The organism is Allomuricauda sp. NFXS6 (genome assembly GCF_040148835.1).
Taxonomy (GTDB): Bacteria; Bacteroidota; Bacteroidia; order Flavobacteriales; family Flavobacteriaceae; genus Flagellimonas.
This window is the reverse complement of sequence record NZ_JAGEMG010000005.1, coordinates 22,706-48,215: the sequence shown is the minus strand read 5'-3', so window position 1 is coordinate 48,215 and position 25,510 is coordinate 22,706. Positions and strand designations below refer to the sequence as shown.

21 protein-coding genes are annotated in these 25,510 nt (G+C 41.0%); 15 read left to right on the top strand and 6 right to left on the bottom strand.

Annotated features, from left to right (window positions below):
- The first annotated feature begins 28 nt into the window (after positions 1-28).
- The 6 genes from J4E06_RS08885 to J4E06_RS08860 all read left to right on the top strand — a co-directional run bounded on the left by J4E06_RS08885 (position 29) and on the right by J4E06_RS08860 (position 6,354).
- The gene (locus tag J4E06_RS08885) at positions 29-370 is read left to right on the top strand and encodes a DUF2853 family protein (protein WP_349523684.1); all 342 of its coding nucleotides are present in this window, start codon (positions 29-31) and stop codon (positions 368-370) included.
- A gap of 201 nt (positions 371-571) precedes the next feature.
- Entirely contained in the window at positions 572-1,405 is an 834-nt protein-coding gene (locus J4E06_RS08880) for a CvfB family protein (protein WP_349523683.1), read from the top strand.
- A 145-nt stretch (positions 1,406-1,550) separates the two neighbouring features.
- On the top strand, positions 1,551-2,150 hold the full coding sequence (locus J4E06_RS08875) for an SPOR domain-containing protein (RefSeq protein ID WP_349523682.1): 600 nt from the start codon (positions 1,551-1,553) through the stop codon (positions 2,148-2,150).
- 2 nt (positions 2,151-2,152) lie between these two features.
- Entirely contained in the window at positions 2,153-3,061 is a 909-nt protein-coding gene (locus tag J4E06_RS08870; RefSeq protein WP_349523681.1) for a 1,4-dihydroxy-2-naphthoate polyprenyltransferase, read from the top strand.
- A gap of 33 nt (positions 3,062-3,094) precedes the next feature.
- On the top strand, positions 3,095-3,847 hold the full coding sequence (locus tag J4E06_RS08865; protein WP_349523680.1) for a LytR/AlgR family response regulator transcription factor: 753 nt from the start codon (positions 3,095-3,097) through the stop codon (positions 3,845-3,847).
- Between the two features lie 545 nt (positions 3,848-4,392).
- Entirely contained in the window at positions 4,393-6,354 is a 1,962-nt protein-coding gene (locus J4E06_RS08860) for a sensor histidine kinase (protein WP_349523679.1), read from the top strand.
- 2 nt (positions 6,355-6,356) lie between these two features.
- Here the strand turns inward: J4E06_RS08860 and J4E06_RS08855 are convergent, their stop codons facing one another.
- On the bottom strand, positions 6,357-7,151 hold the full coding sequence (locus J4E06_RS08855) for an SDR family oxidoreductase (protein WP_349523678.1): 795 nt from the start codon (positions 7,149-7,151) through the stop codon (positions 6,357-6,359).
- 45 nt (positions 7,152-7,196) lie between these two features.
- On the opposite strand from J4E06_RS08855, the gene J4E06_RS08850 reads away from it, so the two are divergent.
- From J4E06_RS08850 to J4E06_RS08830, 5 genes are all read left to right on the top strand, one after another.
- Positions 7,197-8,249, top strand: a complete 1,053-nt coding sequence (locus J4E06_RS08850) for an o-succinylbenzoate synthase (RefSeq protein WP_349523677.1) — start codon at positions 7,197-7,199, stop codon at positions 8,247-8,249.
- The gene (locus tag J4E06_RS08845; RefSeq protein WP_349523676.1) at positions 8,240-9,202 is read left to right on the top strand and encodes a CPBP family intramembrane glutamic endopeptidase; all 963 of its coding nucleotides are present in this window, start codon (positions 8,240-8,242) and stop codon (positions 9,200-9,202) included. Before J4E06_RS08850 ends, J4E06_RS08845 begins: the two co-directional genes overlap by 10 nt.
- Positions 9,203-9,242: 40 nt before the next feature.
- Positions 9,243-10,250 (top strand): AMP-binding protein, encoded by a 1,008-nt coding sequence (locus tag J4E06_RS08840; protein WP_349523675.1) that lies wholly within the window; start codon positions 9,243-9,245, stop codon positions 10,248-10,250.
- A 30-nt stretch (positions 10,251-10,280) separates the two neighbouring features.
- Entirely contained in the window at positions 10,281-11,627 is a 1,347-nt protein-coding gene (locus J4E06_RS08835; protein WP_349523674.1) for a M24 family metallopeptidase, read from the top strand.
- Between the two features lie 77 nt (positions 11,628-11,704).
- The gene (locus tag J4E06_RS08830) at positions 11,705-13,447 is read left to right on the top strand and encodes a DUF2135 domain-containing protein (protein WP_349523673.1); all 1,743 of its coding nucleotides are present in this window, start codon (positions 11,705-11,707) and stop codon (positions 13,445-13,447) included.
- Between the two features lie 2 nt (positions 13,448-13,449).
- On the opposite strand, the gene J4E06_RS08825 is transcribed toward J4E06_RS08830, so the two are convergent.
- Positions 13,450-15,078, bottom strand: coding sequence for an acyl-CoA carboxylase subunit beta (locus J4E06_RS08825; protein WP_349523672.1), 1,629 nt, complete (start codon positions 15,076-15,078; stop codon positions 13,450-13,452).
- 61 nt (positions 15,079-15,139) lie between these two features.
- Here J4E06_RS08825 and J4E06_RS08820 point away from each other — a divergent pair, with 61 nt between their 5' ends.
- The 3 genes from J4E06_RS08820 (at position 15,140) to ettA (ending at position 18,097) form a co-directional block, all read left to right on the top strand.
- Complete coding sequence (locus J4E06_RS08820; protein WP_349523670.1) at positions 15,140-16,123, top strand: Gfo/Idh/MocA family protein; 984 nt, start codon at positions 15,140-15,142, stop codon at positions 16,121-16,123.
- Between the two features lie 66 nt (positions 16,124-16,189).
- Positions 16,190-16,372, top strand: a complete 183-nt coding sequence (locus J4E06_RS08815; RefSeq protein WP_203532449.1) for a CAL67264 family membrane protein — start codon at positions 16,190-16,192, stop codon at positions 16,370-16,372.
- A gap of 33 nt (positions 16,373-16,405) precedes the next feature.
- The gene (gene ettA, locus J4E06_RS08810; protein ID WP_349523669.1) at positions 16,406-18,097 is read left to right on the top strand and encodes an energy-dependent translational throttle protein EttA; all 1,692 of its coding nucleotides are present in this window, start codon (positions 16,406-16,408) and stop codon (positions 18,095-18,097) included.
- Positions 18,098-18,105: 8 nt separating this feature from the next.
- On the opposite strand, the gene J4E06_RS08805 is transcribed toward ettA, so the two are convergent.
- A complete protein-coding gene (locus J4E06_RS08805) occupies positions 18,106-18,795 on the bottom strand; it encodes a hypothetical protein (RefSeq protein ID WP_349523668.1) in 690 nt (229 codons plus the stop codon).
- Between the two features lie 70 nt (positions 18,796-18,865).
- Complete coding sequence (locus J4E06_RS08800) at positions 18,866-19,663, bottom strand: MBL fold metallo-hydrolase (RefSeq protein WP_349523667.1); 798 nt, start codon at positions 19,661-19,663, stop codon at positions 18,866-18,868.
- A gap of 168 nt (positions 19,664-19,831) precedes the next feature.
- Here J4E06_RS08800 and J4E06_RS08795 point away from each other — a divergent pair, with 168 nt between their 5' ends.
- A complete protein-coding gene (locus tag J4E06_RS08795; RefSeq protein ID WP_349523666.1) occupies positions 19,832-20,722 on the top strand; it encodes a DUF8428 domain-containing protein in 891 nt (296 codons plus the stop codon).
- Positions 20,723-21,045: 323 nt separating this feature from the next.
- Here J4E06_RS08795 and fumC read toward each other — a convergent pair whose 3' ends face one another.
- Together fumC and J4E06_RS08785 are read right to left on the bottom strand one after the other, a co-directional pair.
- On the bottom strand, positions 21,046-22,443 hold the full coding sequence (gene fumC, locus J4E06_RS08790) for a class II fumarate hydratase (RefSeq protein WP_349523665.1): 1,398 nt from the start codon (positions 22,441-22,443) through the stop codon (positions 21,046-21,048).
- 492 nt (positions 22,444-22,935) lie between these two features.
- On the bottom strand, positions 22,936-25,449 hold the full coding sequence (locus tag J4E06_RS08785) for a TonB-dependent receptor (protein ID WP_349523664.1): 2,514 nt from the start codon (positions 25,447-25,449) through the stop codon (positions 22,936-22,938).
- Positions 25,450-25,510: the final 61 nt, after the last annotated feature.

The window sequence follows — 25,510 nt, the reverse complement described above, 5'->3', positions numbered from 1 at the left end:
TAAAATAAAACAAGAACACTGACACATTATGAGCAAAAGAGACGAACTAATCGAAAAGTACGCAGAAGACATCAAAGGTAAATTTGGACAAACACCTGATATGGATTTATTGACCAAAGTGGCCATAGGTTTGGGCCCGGCCATCTATAATTTGGATGCCTCAAAGGTTTCTGGTTCTGACGAAAAAGAATTGGAAACGGTCAAGAACAATTTTTTGATCAAAAAATTAGGTTTGGCCGATACGCCTGCATTAATGGAGTCCATTGATAGCGTAATCGATGCCTACGGAAAGTCTGAAAAGAACAAACACCGTGCAGTCATTTATTATATGTTGACGAAGCACTTTGGAAAAGAGTCGGTTTATAATTAAGAATACGACCCATATAAGGGGAGGTCTAAAATGTCGATTTTCGTTAACCTGAACTTGATTCAGGTTCTCATAATGGTTTGGTTATCAAATCGATGAGATTCTGGAAATGAACCCGCCTACCGGCAGTCAGGTTCAGAATGACACTTTTCAATACTTTTTAGACCTCTTTTTATACCCATAATTTACAGCTACCTTTGGCAAATGATAGAATTGGGAAATTATAATACCCTTAAGGTGCTCAGAAGCACCAGCATAGGACTTTTTTTGGGCGATGAGGAAGGCACAGAGATTCTTTTGCCCAACAAATACGTGCCCGAAGATTTTGAGATTGACCAAGAAATGGAAGTGTTCTGTTATCTGGACAATGCAGAGCGTCCAATTTCCACAACCTTGAACCCTAAAATTATCCGAAATGGTTTTGCCTATTTAGAAGTGGTGGAAGTTGGTGCCTACGGCGCTTTTTTGGATTGGGGCTTGGAGAAACACTTGCTGGTTCCCTTTAGGGAACAGTCCGAAAGGATGGAAGGCGGAAGCAAATACATTGTTCATTGTTATATGGATGAGGAAAGTATGCGACTTACCGGGTCGAGCAGGGTGGATAAGTACCTTTCCAACGAAAACGTGGAATATGGGCAAAACAATCAAGTAGACCTTCTTGTGCACCGTAAAACACCTTTAGGTTGGGAGGTCATTGTAGACGATGCCCACAAGGGACTTATTTTCGATAGCGATATTTTTAAACCAGTTTCCGTTGGTGACCGTTTAAAGGGGTATATCAAAAATGTAAGGGAAGATAAAAAGATAGATATTTCCTTACAGCCCATTGGAGCCAAAATGTTGGAACCTACGGCCAAAATGATTTTGGACAAACTAGAAGAAAATGGTGGTTTTTTGGCACTTCACGACAAGTCATCGCCGGAAGCAATAAAGAAAACATTGCACTTGAGCAAAAAAGCCTTTAAAAAAGGAGTGGGCATATTGTACCGTCAGCGCAAAATCAATATTCAGGATGATGGCATCCATTTACTGGATTAAAACCGAATATATGCCAGATTCTTTCAAGCTTTGGCGAAGTAAAGTTTTTTTCTTTCTACAAAAGTTCTATTTTTGTAAGGATTCAGATTAACTTATTGGTTGCTATGGCTTTAGCATAGCATATAATTATAACCCCCTTCACGATATGCCTTTTATTGAAGAAAGCGACTTGTTGGACCTTCATAAGGATATAGATAAGGCCCAGATTATCAACGAGAGACTTCTCGATCAGATAAAGTTCAAGAACAAAGACCTTCGTAAAATAAAGCTTCAACGAAACGTTCTTTTGGGTTTTGTTGGACTCTTTGTAATTGGCGCACTGGCCATAACTTCTTTTACTGCCGGACTGAGCAGCAAGCAATCTTTTGAGAACCAAGGAAACCTTTTGGTATCCATAGATAGTTTGGATGTAATCAAAGCGCGAATAGACAATCTTAAATCCCAAAATGAAGAACTTAGTTTGGTCAAGGAATTTTATCTGGCCAAAGAGTTTTTAAACAAGGAAAAAATCTATTCCGTTCAGGTAAAATCTTTTGTGGAAAACAATGTGACCTTGGCCTCCGAAGCTTTGACCAACACGCTTTTTGTAAAGACCAATCCTTTTTACGCTTATTCCCTAGGTAATTTTGAAACTTTGGAAGAAGCACAGAAATTCAGAAAGCAATTGGTACAAATGGGCTTTCAAGATGCATTTGTGGCATCTTACAAAGATGGTCAAAGAGTTAAAATAGAAGATCCATATTAACATTGGGAAACACGAAGGCTTGGATACAAGCTGCTAGACTAAGAACACTTCCGCTTTCTTTTTCCGGAATCATTGTTGGAACGGCATTGGCTCGTTATCAAGGGCAATTTAATTGGCCTATATTCATTTTAGCCTTGTTGACCACCGTTGGTTTTCAAGTGACCTCCAATTTTGCCAACGATTATGGCGATGGGGTCAAGGGAACGGATAATGAGGATAGAATTGGTCCGGTACGGGCACTGCAAAGCGGTTCCATTTCTCGAAAGGCGCTTAAGCAAGGAATCCTTGTTTCTGTTATAATCAGTATGTTTTTGGCCTTGGCACTTGTTTATTTGGCTTTTGGCCTGGATAACTTGCCCTACATTCTGGTTTTTATGGTGTTGGGGGTGTTGAGTATTTGGGCTGCCATAAAATATACCGTTGGTTCCAATGCATATGGCTATCGTGGAATGGGAGACTTATTTGTGTTTCTTTTCTTTGGGTTGTTGGGTGTATTGGGAAGTATGTTCTTGTACACCAAATCATTGGATTGGAATGCTCTTTTTCCAGCAGTGGCCATCGGACTTTTATGTGTTGCCGTATTAAATTTGAATAACCTGAGGGATATAGCTTCGGATAAAAAGCACGGTAAAATCACAATGGTGGTGAAGATGGGCTTTGAAAAAGGAAAGCGCTATCACTTCTTTTTGATTTTGATGGCCTTGATATGCTTTTCTTTGTTTATATTCATGAAAGGCTTTGGTTGGAAACAATCCTTCTTTATGCTGGCTTTTTTGCCCTTATTGATTCATTTAAGAAAAGTGAACCAAACAACCAACCCGGGAAATTTGGACACAGAATTAAAGAAAGTTGCGTTGAGCACCTTTTTGTTGTCCTTATTATTCTTAATTTCAGTTAATATTTTTTTGTAAATTTGATAGACAACCAAATAAACTTAAAGGAACTTGGAACATCCGATAAAAATTTTAATCGTAGAGGATAATGTTATCATTGCCGATGACATGCAGTCCATGCTAGAGGAAATCGGTTATGAGATCGTGGACAATGTTATTGTTTACGAACAGGCCGTTGATGTATTAAAAAACAATCATGTCGACCTTGTATTGATCGATATTATTTTGGCTTCGGACAAAACAGGTATAGACCTTGGCAAGCATATACGGCAAACGTATAACATACCCTTTATATTTGTTACCTCAAACTCCGACCGGGCTACCGTTGAGAATGCAAAAACCGTAAAGCCCGATGGTTATTTGGTTAAACCCTTTGAGCAACAAGACCTTTACACTTCTATTGAAATAGCACTTTCCAACTTTAATTACGAAAAGAAGGGTGTTCAAAATATGGAGGATGATGCAGCGGATGAAATTACATCAAATTCCGTGCTCAAAGATTCTATTTTTGTGAAGAAGCAACATTTGTATTACCGAATTCAGTTCAGCGATATCCAGTTTATAAAAGCGGACAACGTTTATTTGGAAGTGAACACGGCAGATAAAAAGTTTTTGGTGCGCTCCCCGTTAAAGGATTATTTGGAAAAATTGCCCAAGAACAAATTCTACAGGGCGCATAAATCGTACATAGTAAATGTGGACCATATAGACGCCATCAATTCCAAGGATATAATGATCAACAATAATTTAATACCTATTTCCAAGGACTTCAAGGAGTTTATACTTTCCTCCATGAACAGTTAGTTTTTAAGGGGAACTACAGTACATAAGCGCCCTGATCGGGGCGCTTTTTTTATGATGCCATACTTTTATAAGCGGCTGACCACAACTTTTACCGGCTTCACAACAATATTTTTCAAGCTAGCACAAACAATCATAGTTTAGCAGTGTTATTGATTCAGAAAGTAATTTTTTCATTTTCATATAGTGTTCTCGTAAAAGGGTCTTGTTTGTAAAAAAGCAGGGCCTTTTTCAATTTTAGATATGCTGTACAGAGCACTAAACTCCATGAAAAGCATAAAACATCGATAAAACGACATTTCACATACGGTTAACATCTTTTCACAACAGAAAAGAGCACTTTCACAACATTAATCGACAACTCTTTCTTCTGAGATTTAATTTTACGACCAAACTAACGTTCTTTATATACCCCATACATTGCAATTCAGTACATTGTTCTGTTTTTTGAATTGAATTGATTATCGGGGGCAATAAAGGAAAAAAGGGCACGATAATAATATAGGATCTACGGGATACTCCAATAGGTCACTGTATCAATTTAATTAATGGGACGTTACACAAGACTTTTATTTACCGCAGTATATTTTGTTTTTCTTTTTACTTCTTCGGCACAATCCATTTTGGATCAGGAGCAAAGTGTACTTACAGAATTTGAGAATACCGACCAACCTTCTCAACGGTTTGAGGTCTTCTTCAATTCCTTGGACCGGTACAATGTAAATTCAGCCTATGATTGGTTGGACACCATCAAAATTTATTTGGCCAACGCCCAAAAAACCCAAGATACATCAGCAACACGGCTTTACCAGGTAATGCAGGCCCAAATTTACAATGACTTGGGCGAGTATGACAAGAGTACGGCCCTGGCCAAAGAACTTTATGAAATCAAGGATTCCTTGGACACGGATTCCCAAAAAATTGTTTTGGAAGTTCTGGATAACAACTATGCCAATTTACAATTGTTCGACAAGCAAATTGAAATCAGAAAACAAAAACGTGAACTGGGCATCACCAACAACGTCGCTTTTTATGACATATACAGTAACCTAGGTCTGTACAGAAAGGCGAGGAACCAGTATATCATGGAGGTCAAGCCCACCATAGCCGACAACGATTCTTACGGATTGGCTAAGTACCATGCCAAGGTTGGGAACTATTTGCGCTTGGATGATTCCGCACCCACTGCTTTGAGCGAATTAAAAAAGGCCAATTCCTACTTGGGGGTTTATATGAACGATATCTCCACACAAAAAAGTGAATCCGATATCATTGAAAGTGAGCTTTTGCAAGCAGAAATAGAGGGAAACATTGCAAAGTGCCATATCATGTTGGGTGATTACGAAGAGGCCGTGCCGCTTTTGGAGAAAAGTATCGAGACCTTAAAAAAATCCCCAAAAAACAAAGATCAAAGTGCAGTTGTCGAAAACACACTCTTTTTGGCGGAAGCCAATTTGCAAATGGAGCGCTATAGGGAAGCAAAACAATATTTGGATGTTGAGTTCGACAATATATCCGTGTTACAGACCATTAAAAAGAACAGCTTGCTTGCAGGTTTTTATGATAAGGTCGAAAATTACAAGAATGCTTCTATCTACTATAAGCGCAACGAAAGAATCAAAGATTCGTTGGCCAAAAACCAATCCGCATTGATAAAACAACAGTTGGTAACCATCGTGGCCAATGAGGATTTACAGAATTCGCAACGGTTGATAGATGAGCAGAAACGAATCAACGAGCTTGCGCGGAGCGAAATGAAGGCCAAAGATGAGCGAATCAATCTGGTATTCATTTCGCTGATATTTACACTTTTAGGCTTTGCCGGATTGGTTTATGCCTACTTGAAAAGTATAAAAAATCAACGTTTGATCGCGGAACAAAAACACATTATTGAAAACTCCCTTGTGGAAAAAGATTCATTGCTCAAAGAGATTCACCACAGGGTAAAGAACAACCTACAAATGGTTTCCAGCTTGTTGAGCCTACAAACAAAAAACACACGTAGCAAAGCAGCAATTGTGGCCTTGGAAGAAGGAAAGAGCAGGGTGAAGGCCATGGCACTGATCCATCAGAAATTGTATCAGAACGATGATCTTTCAGTGATTGAAATGCAGGGCTATATCGAAAGTTTGATCAATAGTGTGCAATCCGTTTACAAAAAAGGAGGACATAACATCACCATTACCATTGATGCAGAAGGAACCGAACTGGATATTGACCGTGCAATTCCGTTTGGTTTAATTTTGAACGAACTCGTATCCAATTCGTTTAAATACGCCTTTCCAGAGAATGACGATAACGGAAAGATATATATCCATTTGCGCAAAAATGGGGACCAAGGTTATTTTGAATATACAGATAACGGAATAGGGCTTCCGGAAGATACCGATGAACGCTCTCACTCTTCCATGGGCATACGCCTTATCAACCGATTGGTGAATCAGCTTCAATCCAAATTAAATGTGGATAGACAAGTTGATGGGGTTCGGTTTTGGTTTAACTTTAGTTAAAATTACCTAACCTGACTTTTAAGGACCATTTTGTGCAATAGTTTTGGGAAGAAGCGTTTCAAATAGATTCCTTTTACTTCTTTTCCTCCCACGTACACTTCAAACTTATCGTGCTCTATGGCTGAAACCATTTTTTTGGCCGCCAATTCAGGGGTAATACCGTTTTGTGTAGCAACATCATCGTCTTTTTGAGGGGAGCCATCGGCCGTTAAGGCATTTTTAGCAACATTGGTCTGTACAAAACCTGGACATACCATGGTCACTTTTACACCATCCCCTTCGTGTTCCATACGCATTACATCAAAAAAACCGTGCAATGCATGCTTGGCGCCACAGTAACCAGAACGATAGGGTGATCCAAATTTGCCCATTAAGCTGGTAACCGTAACAAAATGTCCGGAATTGTTGGCAATAAAATGTGGTAAAATAGCTTTGGAAAGCGCCACGGTACCCAAGTAATTGATATGCATAAGTTGCTCATAGACTTCCAATTTGGTGTCCTTTATCAGAGAACGTTGGCTAATCCCGGCATTATTCACCAAGATATCCACTTTACCGTAAAAAGAGATAGCCTTTTGAGACAGACCAATCATCTCTTCATGTTTCTTGAGGTCCAAGGGTAGAACGGAAATATTGTCAGTGTTACCGCAAAGAGCCTTTACCCTATTTAGTTCATATTCCCTTCTTGACGAAATGATCAGATTACAGGAATAGGAACTCAACAACAATACTAAACTTTTTCCTATTCCCGAAGATGCGCCCGTGACCCAAATTGTTTTTCCTTGGATACTTCCCATAAGTGCTGTTTTAGATTCAAAATATACTTAAATTTGGGCTACTGCATGAAAGCAAGCTATAAAAAGTACACCCTCGATTTTAAAGTTCCCAGCGGCACCTCGCGTGGGGTAATGACCCAAAAAGAAACTTGGTACATCATACTTAAGGATGGTGATGTGTTTGGAATAGGGGAGTGTGGCATTTTACGTGGATTGAGCATTGACGACCGTCCAGATTATGAGCAACAACTTGCTTGGACATGCAATAATATTCATTTAGGCAAAGAAGATCTCATGTATCAATTAAGGGAGTTTCCTTCCATTCAATTTGGATTGGAACAAGCTTTTTTGTCTTTTCAATCCAATGATCCATTTGAACTATTTCCTTCGGATTTTACGCAAAAAGAGTCTCCAATATCCATAAACGGGCTTATTTGGATGGGTAATGAAGCCTATATGCTCCAGCAACTGGAGCAAAAGTTAAAAGATGGTTTTGGATGCATTAAAATGAAGATTGGAGCTATTGATTTTGAAAAAGAAATCTCCATTCTTAAAGCGATCCGCGATAATTTTTCACCAAACGAGATAGAGCTACGGGTAGATGCAAACGGGGCATTTGCTCCCAATGAGGCCATGAAGAAGTTGGATCGATTGGCCAACTTCCAACTACATTCCGTAGAACAGCCCATAAAAGCGGGACAATGGGACAAAATGGCCATGCTTTGCGAAAAAACACCATTGCCCATCGCTTTGGATGAAGAGCTTATTGGCATTTTTGATGTAACGGAAAAACAGAAATTGCTACAAACCATACAACCGCAGTTCATCATACTCAAACCGAGTTTGGTAGGTGGAATAAAAGGTAGCGGTGAATGGATAGATTTGGCAGAGAAACAAAACATTGGTTGGTGGATTACCAGTGCGTTGGAGAGCAATATCGGGTTAAACGCCATTGCACAGTTCACCTATTCATTACAAACAACAATGCCACAAGGCTTGGGTACGGGCAGTCTGTTTACCAACAATATAGAAAGTCCTTTGAAGGTAAAGGAGGGCAAACTTTTTTATAGACAGTCAAACGTCTGGGATATGGATTTAATACAAAGAATATGTACATAGAACAAGCATACAAAGGGTTCACGGACCGCTGGAGATATTTTGTGGGATTATTGATTGTTTTTGTAGGGTGGCAAATCATTGGAGGGATTCCCCTTCTTTTTGCCCTGATCATGAAATCAGATTCCTTTAATAGTATAGGCGCCGATTATGGGGCTATGGCCGACTTACTTGGGCTTAATTTATTCTTTTTTTTGGTATTGCTGACTTTTTTCGCGGCAATGGGCAGTTTATGGATCGTGGTAAAGTTTGTGCACAAACTATCATTTAAAAATTTTACCACGTCTCGTAAAAAGGTGGATTGGAAAAGAATCATTTTCTCGTTTGTCCTATGGGGTATCATTTCATCTGGCCTAGTTTTCCTAGACGTTTATATGTCCCCCGAAAACTATGAATTCAACTTTAATTCTGGACCATTCTTTGTCTTGCTTGTTATTTCTTTAATTTTTATCCCTATCCAAACCAGTTTTGAAGAGTATTTTACCCGTGGATATTTGATGCAGGCGATTGGAATTGCTACCAAAAGGAAATGGCTTCCTTTTTTGGTCAGCTCTTCGCTTTTTGGTCTTTTACATATTTTTAACCCGGAGGTGGAAAAACTGGGATATGGTGTTTTGGTATTTTATATAGGAACAGGTTTTTTTCTGGGCATTTTAACCTTGATGGATGAAGGCTTGGAATTACCCTTGGGTTTTCATGCAGCCAATAACTTTTTTACGGCCATCCTTGTTACGGCCGACTGGACAGCTTTCCGTACGAACTCGATTTATAAGGATGTTTCCGAACCCGTATTGGGATGGGATGTGTTAATTCCGGTATTTGTAGTATATCCTATTCTACTATTCATTTTTTCAAAAAAATATGGTTGGAAAAACTGGAAAGAAAAACTTTTTGGACGCGTGTTGTCCAAAGAAGAATTTGTAGCACTTACCGATGGCGAATCCGATATGGCATAATATTCATTCCGAATTTAGACTCAACGGAGTTTCCTGCAAGATGGAAACACTACGTCAGGTGGCGGATGGACTTCAAAAGAAAGGAAAGCCCTTTGAAAAGGCCATTGGCAGATTTTTATCGGATTGGGTTTCCGACGCACCAACGCTAGCGGTTCAAACTTCTGGGTCTACGGGCGAACCCAAAACCATTTTGCTTAAAAAAGAGCAAATGATCAATTCGGCAAAGGCCACTGGGGAGTATTTTGATTTAAAACCCAAACAAAAAGCACTTTTATGTTTGCCGTCCACCGGTATTGCTGGTAAAATGATGTTGGTCAGGGCCATGGTTCTTGGGTTGCATTTGGATTATGTGGAACCCTCATCCAAACCGTTGCCGAACAACAAGAGCTATGATTTTGTGGCGATGGTCCCCTTGCAGGTCGAAAACTCCTTAGATCAATTGGTCAACGTGAAGAAACTGATCATTGGAGGAGCCCCCATAGCTTCCAATTTGCGGGTCGAACTTAAAAAACAATCGGTCGAAGCTTATGAAACCTATGGTATGACGGAGACCATCACACACATTGCCGTAAAAAGAATTGCGGAAGAATCGTCGAACAGTTTTGAGGTGTTACCGAACATTTCCATTGCACAAGATGAGAGGGGCTGTTTAGTGATCGATGCACCTAGAATTTCGGATGAGAAGATAATCACCAATGATTTGGTGGAACTGATCAGTGAAACCCAATTCACCTGGTTGGGCAGGTACGACTCCATCATCAATTCGGGCGGAATCAAATTGGTTCCCGAGACCATTGAGGAAAAACTATCAAGCATAATAAAGTCACGTTTTTTTGTGGCTGGCATTCCGGATGAAACGTTGGGACAAAAATTGGTGCTCGTCGTGGAGGCAGATTCTGACGAAGCGCAAGACCTGCGTCGATCCATCAAGAATATAGAAACGCTTTCAAAATACGAAGTGCCCAAGGAAGTTTACTTTGTAAAAGCTTTTTCGGAAACTGTAACTAAAAAAATCAATAGGCAAAAAACAATTCAACAGATTACTTAATTTTATAGACATCAAACCAAAAAATCAACCATGCGAAAAACCATCAAATTAGTACTGCTGCTCTTACCTTTTGTAGTGACCTCCCAACAAATACTCCCAGAAGTGGAACGGGCCAAGATAATGGATGAAATCCTTGAAGAAAGGTTCAATACATTACTGCCAAAACTAATGGACGAGGCCGGATTGGATATGTGGGTGTTGATCTCCCGCGAATACAACGAAGACCCAGTGCTCCGAACCATGTTGCCCGCTAAGTGGCTGAATGCAAGACGAAGAACTATCATACTCTTCTATCGGGACAAGGAAAAGAATACCATAGACAAACTTGCGGTAGCTCGATACAATATTGGAAAGAGTATCACCTCGGCTTGGGACAAGGAAAAGGAACCGGACCAATGGAAGCGATTGATGCAATTGATCGCAGAGCGAAATCCCGATAAAATAGGCTTAAATTTCTCCAAGGACCACAATATAGCCGATGGATTGGATAAAACCGATTATGATGAGTTTATGGCCAATCTTCCCAAGAAATACAAATCCAAGGTGGTGTCCGCAGAACAATTGGCAGTACGTTGGATAGAGACCCGTACCCCAAGGGAAATGACGATTTATAATCAATTGGTGGATATCACCCACGACATTATTGCAGAGGCTTTTTCTGAAAAAGTGATCACACCGGGTGTTACAACCACTACCGAGGTGGAGTGGTGGATGCGTCAAAAAGTAACCGATTTAGGTCTGGAAACTTGGTTTCATCCAACAGTGGACGTTCAGCGGACCAGTGAAGAGTTGGTGGGACACTTGTACTCTTTTTCCGGAAGACCGGACGATGAAGTCATCCAACAAGGTGATTTGTTGCACTGCGATTTTGGAATCACCTATTTACGTTTGAATACCGATTGCCAAGAATTGGCCTACGTACTAAAACCTGAAGAAAGCGAAGCTCCCTCTTTTTTGGTGAACGCACTTTACGATGGCAACCGCGTACAGGACTTCTTAACGCAGAATATGGTAAAGGGCAGGGTTGGCAACGAAATTCTTTCCAAAGCCTTGCAAGATGCCAAGAATGCTGGACTTAGACCGGCCATTTACACCCATCCCTTGGGTTCTTATGGCCATTCTGCTGGCACTACCATTGGAATGTGGGATTCACAAGGAGGAGCGATGAAAGATGATGGTCAAAACTATCCTTTGAACCCCAATACCGTTTATGCCATTGAGCTCAATACAACGGTCCACATTCCAGAATGGAACCGAGACATAAGAATAATGTTGGAGGAAGCAGGTTTTTTTGGAGAAGGAGGGTTTAGGTACGTCAATGGAAGACAAACAGATTTAATCTTGATCCCTAGGTCTAAACCACAGTTGGGCAATTAGTTGGACTGTTAATTTTTTGTAAGTTTCATAACATCCTTGGATTTATTTTCATAATTTAATTACAAAACTAGGCTGCTATGAAAAATTTATGGATTTTATTTTTTGTGATTACCACTTGCGCTTTTTCACAAACCGCAGAACTTAAAACAATCCGAGGCACCATTACCGATGGCACCCGCCCCATTGAGGATGTGGCCATTTCCATCGAAGGAAACACCCAGACCACCTTTTCGGACGTTAAGGGGAACTATACCATCGATGCCAAAACTGGTGATATCCTTACGTATTCCTACGCAGGTATGAAAACCGTTCAAATCAAAATAGAGGACGTGACCCGGATTCTGAATTTGGAAATGTTCCCCGATATCAACAACTTGGATGAGGTGGAGGTGACCGCAAGCCGCAGAAAGTCCCAAAAGGACCTGGCCGAGGAATATAGAACAAATCCTAGAATCATAAAAACAGCCTATGGGTATTTGAACGCTGAAACAGCAGCGGGTAGAATTAACGTGTTTGGAAAAGAGGACGTCAACGCCATTTTTGTATGCCTGCTCGATTTTGCAAGAGTTAGGATACCAGGAGTCATTGTAGTGGGTGATTGTGGAAAAGATGATAGTGCCATTTATATGAGAGGATATGGTTCAATCAATAACCCATCGCCTATAGCCTACGATATCGACGGAATGCTTTTTACAGACGTGCCCCTTTGGTTCGATATCAACAACGCTGAGCGTATATTTTTATTACAAAGTCTGTCCTTGACCGTGCCCTACGGTTTTCTGGGAGCAGGTGGGGTGATGGTCATCAACACCAAAACGGGAACCCCGGCTGCAAAAAAGGTTGTGGACCAAGCACGCCTGCGCAACAATTATTTGGAAAAAACGGTACTAACGGAAAACCAAGTGCAACAAAATGCTCCCGAATACTTGAAAGAGTTTGCCAATAGCAGTTCTATGTCCGAATCACGTGAAATCTATGAAAGATATGCCGGAAGCTATGTCAATTCATCCTACTTTGTTTTGGATGCCTTCAATCATTTTTCCAAAAAATGGAAAGCCTACGATATGGCAGATGCTATTGTGGACGAACACTGGAAACGAATGGAAACCAATCCCGTGCTGTTAAAAACATTGGCCTATCTCTATGAAGAGCAAGGACGCTTTGACAGGGCGAACGAGATATACAAAGAGGTGTTCATCCTGCGCCCCAATTATGTGCAAAGTTATCTGGATATGGCCAAAAGCTATCGGACCACTGGAGAAATAAAAAAGGCTGCTTCCATTTTTGCACGTTACGAATATTTGGTTGATGAAGAATTTTTACCAGATGGAGAAAATGATTTCGCCACAATCTTTCAAAGGGAGTACAACAACCTTTTGACCTTGGAAAGGAAAGCCATTTTAAATGAAGAAGGCGGAAAGTCCTTGTATGTTGCTGAGGAAGATTTTAAGGGAACCCGTTTGGTATTTGAATGGAGCGATGGGGAAGCGGAGTTCGATTTGATGTTCGTTAATCCTGAAAATCAATATTACACTTGGAAGCACAGTCTGGTCAATAACGCCGAGGAAATCATGGAAGAGAAAAACTTGGGTTACAACATAAAAGAATATTTGATAGATGGTTCACTTCCGGGGCTCTGGCAGGTGAACATCAACTATTTGGGCAACAAAAGCTTGACTCCATCCTATCTGAAGGCGACCATTTACACGGATTATGGCACACCGGACCAAAAAATGGAGGTAAAGGTATTTCGTTTGGGCTTAAAGGGCGTTTATCAGGAGTTGTTCAAGGTCAACGCACCGACCATGGTCTCAAATTAATCCTAAACCTGTATCACTCCCATATTGAACTTTTTCTCGATGGGCGCGTGGTTGGCGGCCTCGATTCCCATAGAAATCCATTTACGGGTATCCAAGGGATCAATGATAGCATCCGTCCAAAGTCGAGCGGCGGCGTAGTAGGGTGATATTTGATCATCGTACCGTTGTTTTATTTGGTCAAAAAGCTCTTTTTCCTTTTCGGCATCAACCGGCTTACCGCTTTTTTCCAAACTGGCTTTTTCAATCTGCATCAGTACTTTGGCTGCCGAATTCCCGCTCATCACCGCAAGTTCGGCACTTGGCCATGCCACAATCAACCTTGGATCATAAGCTTTTCCGCACATTGCATAATTTCCAGCTCCGTAGCTGTTGCCAATCACAATGGTAAATTTGGGTACTACCGAATTACTCACAGCATTCACCATTTTGGCACCATCTTTTATAATACCACCGTGTTCGCTTTTGCTGCCCACCATAAAGCCGGTCACATCTTGTAAAAACACCAAAGGAATTTTCTTTTGGTTGCAATTGGCGATAAATCGCGTAGCCTTATCGGCAGAATCGGAATAAATTACGCCACCGAACTGCATTTCACCTTTTTTTGTTTTGACCACCTTACGCTGATTGGCCACAATGCCTACGGCCCAGCCATCAATACGGGCGTAACCCGTTAAAATCGTTTGTCCGTAGCCTTCTTTGTATTGCTCAAATTCGGAGTTGTCCACCAAGCGTTTTATGATTTCCAACATATCGTACTGGTCGCTTCGGGATGCAGGCAAGATTCCAAAAATATCATCAGGATTCTCGACAGGTTTCTTGGCTTCAACGCGGTTGAATCCCGCCTTGTCAAAATCACCGATTTTACCCACGATGTTCTTGATTTTGTCCAAAGCATCTTTGTCATCTTTGGCTTTGTAATCCGTTACCCCACTAATTTCAGAATGCGTTGTGGCACCCCCGAGGGTTTCGTTGTCAATGGATTCCCCAATGGCCGCCTTCACCAAGTAACTTCCCGCCAAAAAGATGCTTCCGGTTTTGTCCACTATCAACGCTTCGTCACTCATAATGGGCAAATAGGCACCACCGGCAACGCAACTTCCCATAACCGCCGCAATTTGGGTGATTCCCATACTGCTCATCACGGCGTTGTTTCTAAAAATGCGTCCAAAGTGTTCTTTGTCGGGGAAAATCTCATCCTGTAAGGGCAAATATACCCCTGCGCTATCCACCAAATAAATAATGGGCAACTTGTTTTCGATGGAAATTTCCTGTGCGCGTAGGTTTTTCTTTCCCGTAATCGGGAACCAAGCGCCTGCTTTTACGGTAGCATCATTCGCCACCACCACGCATTGTTTTCCTTGCACATAGCCCACTTTTACCACAACGCCTCCCGATGGGCACCCACCGTGTTCTTCGTACATATCTTCCCCGGCAAACGCACCTATTTCAATGGATTGTGTGTCATCATCCAACAAATAATCAATGCGCTCCCTTGCGGTCATTTTACCTTTGGCGTGGTGTTTTTCAATACGGCTTTTGCCACCGCCAAGCTTCACTTTGGCCAATCTACGTTTTAGATCGGATAGTTTTAATTTATTATGGTCTTCGTTCTTATTGAAGTTTATGTCCATTCTTTTGAGAATTCATTTAGTTGGTTAAAGATAAGGAGTTATAATTATTACTTTTGACTGTATGGAAACCAAAATACGATGGGGCATTGTTGGCCCAGGAAAAATAGCGAGAAAATTTGTGTCGGACCTTTTGCTTGTGGAGGATGCCGAAGTCACAGCGGTGGCATCACGATCATTGGAACGGGCCGAAGCGTTTGCCAAAGAATATGATGTGGATCATGCCTTTGGGAGTTATGATGCATTGTTCCGATCAGGGACAGTTGATGTGGTCTATATTGCTACACCGCACAATTTTCATAAAGAATTGTCCGTAAAGGCTTTGGAGAATGGTATCGGTGTACTTTGTGAAAAGCCAATGGGCATCAATAGGGCTGAAGTGGTGGAACAGGTGAATGCTTCCAAACAAAACAACGCATTTTTGATGGAGGCCATGTGGTCTAGATTCAATCCTTCCATTCAAAAAACAAAACAATTGGTTGATGCAGGAGTGGTGGGTGATTTGAAATACATCCATGCGGATTTTGCATTTTACGGTTTGGACAAAGGTTTGGACTCTAGATTATTGAATCCCGATTTAGCTTCGGGCAGTATATTGGATATAGGTATTTATCCCATATTTCTATCGTACTTATTATTGGGAATGCCTGAAGAAATTATGGCTTCGTCAAAATTTCATGAAAATGGAACAGAACTCCAAACCAGTATGATTTTTGATTATAAAGATGCCCAATCAATCCTTTATAGCGGACTTACAAGCGATTCTAAAATGGAGGCTGAAATATCAGGCACCAAAGGGCAGTTATTTTTAAATCCACGCTGGCATGAGGCGGACGGCTACACCTTGGTTAAAGATAAAGAAGAGAATCCCTTTGATTTGCCTTTAACGGGAATTGGCTACTACTACGAGATTTTGGAAGTGAACCAATGTTTGAAGGAAAACAAAATTGAAAGTGAGCTTTGGTCACATCAAAATAGCTTGGATTTATCAGAGTTGCTGGACACGGTCAGGGAAAAGTGTGGTGTAAGTTTTCCTTTTGAAACATAATCCTTAATAATAACTTTACATTATCCCTATTTTTACGATATTTGAAATTCTTCAGAAATTTAAACAATGAGTATGAACAAGAACACGGTGCTGGCCTATGCCACATGGATTATGATTTTGGTAGGCTTGGGAATGATTGCACTTGGAGCTTTTAAATATGATGAAGTAGCAGGATGGGGCTTTGCTGCTGTTGGAATTGGTTTTTTTGCCGTAGCCTGGGTTTTCAATGCCCTAAAAGGTAGAGTGTAGCCCCTTTTTCTTAAACAATTTAATTTATAGTAGATGTCAGACGATAAAAAAGTCATTTTTTCAATGTCTGGGGTAACCAAGACCTTTAAAACGGCCAACACCCCAGTACTTAAAGATATATACCTAAGTTTTTTCTATGGAGCCAAAATCGGAATTTTGGGTCTCAATGGTTCGGGTAAGTCCACTTTGCTGAAAATAATTGCTGGGGTCGATAAGAACTATCAAGGCGATGTGGTTTTTTCACCAGGTTATTCTGTAGGCTTTTTGGAACAGGAACCGCAGTTGGATGAAGATAAAACTGTTCTGGAAGTTGTAAAGGAAGGTGTTGCCGAGACCGTTGCCATTTTGGACGAGTATAATAAAATCAACGATATGTTCGGTTTGCCCGAAGTGTATGAAGATGCAGACAAGATGCAGAAGCTGATGGACAAGCAAGCAGCACTCCAAGATCAGATAGATGCTTCCAACGCTTGGGAACTGGATACCAAATTGGAGATTGCGATGGATGCCCTTCGTACTCCTGAATCCGATAAAAAAATAAGCGTACTTTCCGGTGGTGAGCGTAGACGAGTGGCGCTGTGCCGTTTGTTGTTGAAAGAACCGGACGTGCTTTTGTTGGATGAGCCTACCAACCACTTGGATGCAGAATCCGTACATTGGTTGGAACACCATTTAGCGCAATATAAAGGAACTGTAATTGCCGTAACGCACGACCGTTACTTCTTGGACAATGTGGCTGGCTGGATTTTAGAGCTGGACCGTGGTGAGGGAATCCCTTGGAAAGGAAACTACTCGAGCTGGTTGGACCAAAAGGCGAAACGCTTGGAGAAAGAGAGCAAACAAGCATCCAAGCGTCAAAAAACATTGGAACGCGAGCTGGATTGGGTTCGCCAAGGTGCCAAAGGTAGACAGGCCAAACAAAAAGCACGTTTAAAAAATTATGACAAGTTGCTCAGTCAAGATCAAAAACAAATGGAGGAGAAGTTGGAGATTTATATTCCCAACGGACCTCGTTTGGGAACCAACGTCATCGAAGCCAAGGGGGTAAGCAAAGCTTTCGGTGACAAATTGTTGTACGAGAACTTGAACTTTAACTTACCACAAGCTGGTATTGTTGGTATTATTGGTCCGAACGGAGCAGGTAAGACCACCATTTTTAAAATGATCATGGGTGAGGAAACTCCCGACAAAGGTGAATTTGTGGTTGGTGAAACCGCAAAACTGGCCTACGTGGACCAATCGCATTCCAATATTGACCCTGAAAAATCGATTTGGGAAAATTTTAGCGACAGCCAAGAATTGATCATGATGGGAGGAAAGCAAGTGAATTCCCGTGCCTACTTGAGCCGATTTAATTTTTCGGGGAGTGAGCAGAACAAAAAAGTGAGCATGCTTTCCGGAGGTGAACGTAACCGTCTGCATTTGGCGATGACCTTAAAAGAGGAGGGCAACGTTTTGCTTTTGGATGAGCCTACCAACGATTTGGATGTGAATACGCTACGTGCGTTGGAAGAAGGTCTGGAGAACTTTGCGGGTTGTGCCGTGGTCATTTCCCACGACAGATGGTTCTTGGATAGGATTTGTACCCACATCCTAGCTTTTGAAGGTAATTCTCAGGTATATTTCTTTGAAGGTTCTTTCTCTGATTATGAGGAGAACAAAAAGAAACGCTTGGGAACGGATATCATGCCCAAGCGTATCAAGTACAAAAAATTGATTCGTTAAAAGAGGAATTATTCTTCTCCACCGAGATTTTTGATACCTTCCTCCAATAGTTTTTTGGCTTTTTCCAAGTAAGCTTTTTGGTGTGCAGCCAGACTGTTAGGGTCTTGATTTCCATCAGGTGTTGAACCTATGGAGTTGGATAGCTCTACTAATTGACTAATGGCTTGTTCTGCGGATTGAAGCTTGTCATCAGCGTGCTTTTCGAACACTTTGATCATTTCCAGTTCCATGGATTCTACGGTGGCAGTTTCCGTCGTTTCCTCAATTTCACTTCCCTCATTGTAAGAAGTGGCCTCAGTAGTTGCTATGGATGATGTGGTTGAAGCTCCAAGGGTACATTGGTCGATAATGGTGATCAACTCGTTGATTTCGCCCAATGCTTTTTTGGTAAAGAACCTACCAGTTTCCCAGTCAACAGGTTCTATGGCCTTGTCCAGGGTTTCCATGGCATCCAAGGTTTTGTTCTTGGCCTTGTCGCAACTGCATTCGGCCATAAAAGCTTCGGATTTTTCCAAAGCGGTCAAAGCCCTTTCGGCATAGTACATCTGATGCTCAAAATTTGTGGCATCCATAGCTTTTTTGCCATGGCTGAGGGCATAGGTTACTTTAGCATAAAAATTATCACATTGATTGGAATAGGTAGCTTGTATGGCAAAAAGAAATGCCATCACTACAAAAACATGGGATTTGGGAGCCATATTCAAGTATTTGATTTGGTTATTAAGTTTGTTGTACTAACGACAGAATACCGGTATTATTTCAATAGGCCTAATATTCTTCGTTGGGATACCAATCCAACTGTACTACTTCGATGTTGGAATCCCCTTCGTTTACAATCGTTTTGAATTTTTCCACATCGCTTACCTCAGGTCTTCCCCGAAAATGATATGGATACACTTGCTTAGGCTTAAATTCCAAAACGGCATCGGCAGCACTTTCCACGGTCATGGTATAGGGCAGGTTCATACAGATAAAAGCTTTATCAATATTTTCCAAAGCACGCATTTCAGGAATATCTTCAGTATCACCTGAAAAATAGATGCGTTCATCACCAAAGGTGAAAACATAACCATTTCCTCTTCCTTTTACATGGAAGTCTTTGGCTTCTTCACGTAGGTTGTACATGGGAATTGCTTTTACAGAGAAACCAGCCACTTCTTTAATCTCGCCATTTTTCATTGCAGTTGTTTTGGAAGATAAGTTTTCCTCCATTTGTAATTTCACGGCATCAGGAGCAATAATCTGGACACTTTCAAGATTTAATTCATTTAATGTTTCTGGATTAAAGTGATCACCGTGTACATCGGTAATAAAAATCATATCTGGCGACTCTTGACCTTCAAAAGCGGCTTTACCCCCAACGGGATCTATATATATGGTATTGCCGTTCCATTCGATTACCGCAGTGGCATGCTCAATGGGAATAATTTCGGCTGCTGCTGGAGCTTCTGCTTCCATAGTAGTTTCTTCCGCTTCGGCAGTCTCTTCTTTCTTTTCTTCCTTCTGTTTACAGGAAACGAGGAATATCAGTAAAGCACTTGCAGTTAAAAGTATATTTTTTTTCATGGTCCACTCTTTTTTTAAATCCTTCTAAAAATAGGGGATAATGGGCAGAATACTAATTTTTGTGAAGATTATTTTCATCCGAATAATCCAAACTCAAATCTGATGCGTATATAAACCAAACACGATTGATTAATAACTTTAAAAAAGAATCAATTAAAACAAAAAGTTATGACTGAAACAAAAAATAACAATAACGGATTGAAGGTAATTGCAGGTCTGTTGGGTGTAGTTCTTTTGGGAACCATTATTTACACGGTGAGTCTTTATCAAGATAAAAAGGCTACCACAGAAGCGCTTACGCAAGAGAAAGAATTGGTTGTTGAGGATTTGAACAACCTAAAATCTGAATACGACAAAGCAATTTTGGAAAGCAATGCCACCAACGAAGAATTGGTTGCTGCTAGAGACAACATTGCAAAGTATATCGATTCTGTAAGTGCTATGAAAGCTGACATTGCTACACTATCCCGCTACAGAAGGCAGGTAAGCGTTCTTAAAGCTGAAAGAGAAGAGCTATTGAAGCAGGTTGATTCTTTAACACAATCCAACAGCTTGTTGGCCATGCAAAGAGACAGCACTTTTGCTGAATTGGAAGAACAAACCGTATTCAACGATTCTTTGATTATCCAGAACACACAATTGGCCGATGCGGTTGAAAAAGGTTCTGCGCTTAACTTGAGCACTATCAGTGTTGACGCCATCAAAGAAAGAAACAGCGGTAAATTGGTATCTACAAGAAGAGCCAGAGCTACTGATAAATTTAAAGTTTGTTTTACCATTGCCGATAACGTAATCGCCGAAGCTGGTGACAGAGAATTCTATATAGAAGTTCTTGGCCCACAAGGTAACGTACTAGGCGAAGGTTTGACTAAAACTACAGAAGAAGGAAGCTCTCTTACATATAGTAAAGGAACTAACTTTTACTACGAAAACGATGCTTTGGATGTATGTGATTACATAAACAAGCCAAGTGGAGATTTCCAAGATGGAAACTACATGGTAAATGTTTATGACAGCAAATTGAAATTGTTGGGTACTTCCAGTTTCGAATTGAAATAATAAATACACACTATCACCATTATAAAAATGCCCGTCCAATTTTGGACGGGCATTTTTTGTGTTTCCAACCTGAGTTCGATTATTATTTTTGACCTTGAAAATGCCGTCACTTCGAGTGCGAAGTGTATCGAGAAGTGGCATTTTCGGACTCAAAATCGTTGTTTTCGACCTGCCTGCCGGCAGGCAGGTACAATTTTCTCTGGTTTCGACTTTAGTTTATCCAGAGTATAGATAAAGGGCTCAACCACCTAAAATCACTCAAACTGACGATTTTGAATCATAACTTTCGAATAATTGAACTCAGGTTTACAAGTTTGATCCACTTATTTAAGACTCCCAACCATATCTTCTGGTTTTACCCACTCGTCATACTCTTCCGGGGTAACATAACCAAGATTAACGGCCTCTTCTTTAAGCGTAGTACCGTTTTTATGAGCTGTATTGGCAATCTCCGCAGCTTTGTAATAACCAATCTTGGTGTTCAGCGCAGTGACCAGCATCAAAGAGTTGTTTAATAACGTTTTGATGGTTTCGTGGTTTGGCTCAATGCCAGCAGCGCAGTTTACATCGAAGCTAACACATGCATCCCCAATCAGTTGGGCAGACTGCAAAATATTGGTAGCCATTACAGGTTTAAACACATTAAGCTCATAATGTCCCTGGGTACCTCCAACACTAATGGCCACATCGTTGCCCATAACCTGTGCGCAGACCATGGTCAAGGCTTCACTTTGGGTCGGGTTTACTTTCCCGGGCATAATGGAACTACCGGGCTCATTGGCGGGGATTATAATTTCACCGATTCCAGAACGTGGCCCAGAAGCCATCATACGAATATCATTGGCAATTTTGTTCAAAGAAACGGCCAACTGCTTCAAAGCGCCGTGGCTTTCCACAATGGCATCGTGTGCTGCCAATGCTTCAAATTTGTTTTCTGCCGTCACAAAAGGTTTTCCTGTAAATTCAGCAATATATTTTGCAACCAGAACATCGTAGCCTTTTGGCGTGTTCAGACCAGTACCTACGGCGGTCCCACCAAGTGCGAGTTCGCTCAAATGTGGTAGGGTGTTTTTCAAAGCCTTTAAACCGTGGTCCAATTGGGAAACGTAGCCCGAAAATTCTTGACCCAAGGTTAGGGGAGTGGCATCCATCAGGTGGGTTCTACCTATTTTTACCACATCCTTGAACTCTTTGGATTTTTTCTGTAAAGTGTTTCGCAACTGTTCCACTCCGGGAATGGTAACCTCTACAATCTTCTTGTAGGCCGCAATATGCATTCCCGTTGGAAAAGTGTCGTTGGAAGACTGACTCTTGTTCACATCATCGTTGGGCTGGATGGTTTTTTCGCCCTCTCCAATCTTTTTGCCAGCGATTTCGTGCGCGCGGTTGGCAATCACCTCGTTGACGTTCATATTGCTCTGTGTACCGGAACCCGTTTGCCAAATCACCAAAGGAAACTGGTCATCGTGCTTGCCATCGAGTATTTCATCACAAACCTGTGCGATCAAGTCTCGCTTTTCTTGGCTCAGCACACCAAGTTCGTGGTTGGTATAGGCCGCGGCCTTTTTTAAATAGGCAAATCCGTAGACCACATCCAAAGGCATGGACGCCGGCGCACCAATTTTAAAGTTGTTGCGGGAACGTTCTGTTTGTGCTCCCCAATATTTGTCGGCGGGTACTTTTACCTCGCCCATGGTATCTTTTTCAATCCTAAAACCCATAGTTTAAAATTTTGAATACAAAGGTAGGATATAGGGCATTTATATGGTAGTTGATCGTGGTAAATACATTTTTTTTGTGCTGTATTTGTTTTTTTTGATAAGAAGAAAGTATCTTTGTTAAAACAAAAGGAGTAAAGATGTTCGAATTTGACCAATATTTAGGTTTTTTAGCTTTTCTAACAATTTTGACAATCGGTTTTTGGTTGATGATATTCCTATTGACCTTTGTAGTACCATATTGGTTGATTGGCAACCTTAGGGAAATGTTCAAAGAAAGAAAAGAGGCCAAACGAGCCGAAAGAGAACAATAAAAAATAGAAGAAAGGAGCCGATTTGGCTCCTTTTTTATTTTACGACATTTGCGAAGATTGGTTTGATTACTTTTCTCGATTAGTCAAGAAACATACAAGTTCAGTTTAAAGCATAAAAAAAGCAGCCAAATTGGCTGCTTTTTTAGTTGTTAAGTTTCGGGGGAACCTGATTTTCTAAATTTTAAAATTGTCCTTCCTCATAATCTTCACCACCATTTCTTTGTCGATCACGTTTCTTTTGTTCGTTGATACGATAGATGAACGAAACTCTCAACTGGCGTTGTCTCCATTGAAACTCACTATCCTGCTCGAAAAAATCTGTTGTAGTGAATGAGTCTCTTTTTCTTGAATTCAAAAGGTCTTGCACGTTCAACGATATCGTGGCATTATCATTCAATAAATCTTTACTAAAGGCCAAGTCGATTGACAAAATTCCGGCCGAACGACCTTGAACCTCATCGGATGCACCTCGGTAAAAGGCATTGGTTTGCCAATCAATTTTCCAAGGCAATGAAACTTTGGAACTAAAACGTCCGAACCAGCTATTGTTGGATTGGCTATAGTCCACCCCATTGAATTCACCATCAAGGCTGAAGTTGAAAAAGTTGACACTTCCGTTGATTCGTAGCCACTTTGTGGGATTGTACAATAGGCCCAGTTCTGCACCGGTTCTGTCGTTTGTTGCCAAGTTAAAGGGAATGTTTCTGATTACCTCTACTTGCGAGCCGCCGGGTCCAGTAATGAACACCTGCTCCTGTACCCTTTGAAATGCATCCGTCTCCCTTTGATAATACACGGATGAAGTCAAAGTAAGTTTATCCCATCGCTTTAGGTAACCCAAGTCAAATGCATTGGAAAATGCGGGTCGCAGGTTGGGATTACCTTGAAAAATATTGGTTCTACTGCTTCGTGATGGGAAAGGATTTAAAAACCAGCTCCGAGGACGATTGATTCTTCTGTTGTACCCTAAAGAAACATTTTCTCTTTCATCAAATTCATAAATCAGGTTTACGGTAGGAAAGAGCCCCGTATAGGTATTATCAAAATCTGTATCTATGGGAAATGAAAATTCTTCCTGCAGTTCCTCTTCGGTAAGTTCGGATTCTATTTGACCCTTTAACTGGGTGCTTTCCATTCTTAGGCCCAAAAGAAAGTTGAAATCACCAAATTTTGACCCATATTGTGAATATAGAGCGTGCACGTTTTGGGTAAAATCAAAAACATTGGTCTGATTCACATTGAGCTCAAGAATTCCACTTGCATTTTCCTGCAGTAGTCGGTAATCTGTTACTTCATTTTCAAAGTTCCCTCGATATCCCGCTTCAAATTGTGAGTCTTCACCAAGCGGTAGCACATAATCACTTTGGATTAAATATTCCGTTTGATCTTGTGTTTCGGAAGTTTGTTCCCTTGGAATGTTAATATCCGTATTGTCAGTATTATTGTAGCGGACGGGTTCTGATATAAAACCTTCTTGAGTTTCGGTATCCACGGCATATTGTGCATCTGCTGTTAACACATGTCCATCATCGTCAAATCGATTGATATAGTTAAGCGAAACTTGATGTGTCTTATCCTTCTCCGTTTCTAGCTCACTCCTTGTTGTACCTACCTGTGGATTGTTGTTCAATAGATAATCGTTGACGTTTGTGGTTAAATCTTCGTCACTTCCACCTCTATAAAAATATGACCCGGTAATGGACGATTGTTCATTAAAGAAATACTCCACTCCAAAGTTGGCATTGATACCACGATTTATTCGGTCATAATTTCTATCCTCTATATTTCTGTCATAGGCAATACTGTCCAAAAAAGCATCCTGTCTTGGTTCAAAATACCTGGTGTCAAAAAAACCATTACCAGGACCTTCTCTATATCGATATCCGATCGTGGTAAAAAAGTTAAACTTGTCGGTCCTTAGGTTGGTATTCACGGTTATGCCGCCATTGGTTGGGTGACCCCCAAACATATTGATGGAACCATTGAATCCAAGGGTCTTCTCCCTTTTTAAGACAATGTTCAAAATACCAGCTGTTCCTTCGGCATCATATCGAGCGGAGGGACTGGTGATGACCTCAACTTTTTCTATGGCATCGGCCGGCAATTGTTGAAGGGCTTCCGTAGATCCAAAACCAGCGAGTGCGGAAGGCCTACCATTGATGAGGATACGAACATTTTCGTTTCCACGGAGACTGATGGCGCCATCGACATCAACATTGACCGAAGGCACATTGCTCAAGGCATCACTGATGGTTGCCCCGCTAGTGGTTAAATCTTTACCAATGTTGTAGATTTTCTTGTCCAAACGTACCTCAACGGTCGTTTTTTCTCCCACAACCTCAACTTCTGCAAGTTGGGCAACATCTGGAGATAAGGAGATGGAGCCCAAATCGGTGTCCGAATTATAGGTTTGATTTTTTTGTGAGTATGTTTTGTAGGAAATGAACTCTACGCGGATATTATAAGTACCAGGTGCAGTTTCAACTTCAAACTCACCGGAGAGGTCGGTAATTCCACCCGTTACTTGGTCTGGATTATCAGCATTTTGCAACACGAAAGTTGCATATTCCAGTGGTTGTCCTGACTCCGAATCGATTACTGTTCCCGAAATAGAAATGGGTTTTTGGTTCTGTTGCGCTACTCCTTGATAAGTTGCCAAGGTCAATAGCAGCAACGGAAGTATTATCTTTTGCATAGTTTGATTTTTACGTTGCAAAAGTGGAGGAAAAAAGGAGGAGAGGAAATATTAATCCCCC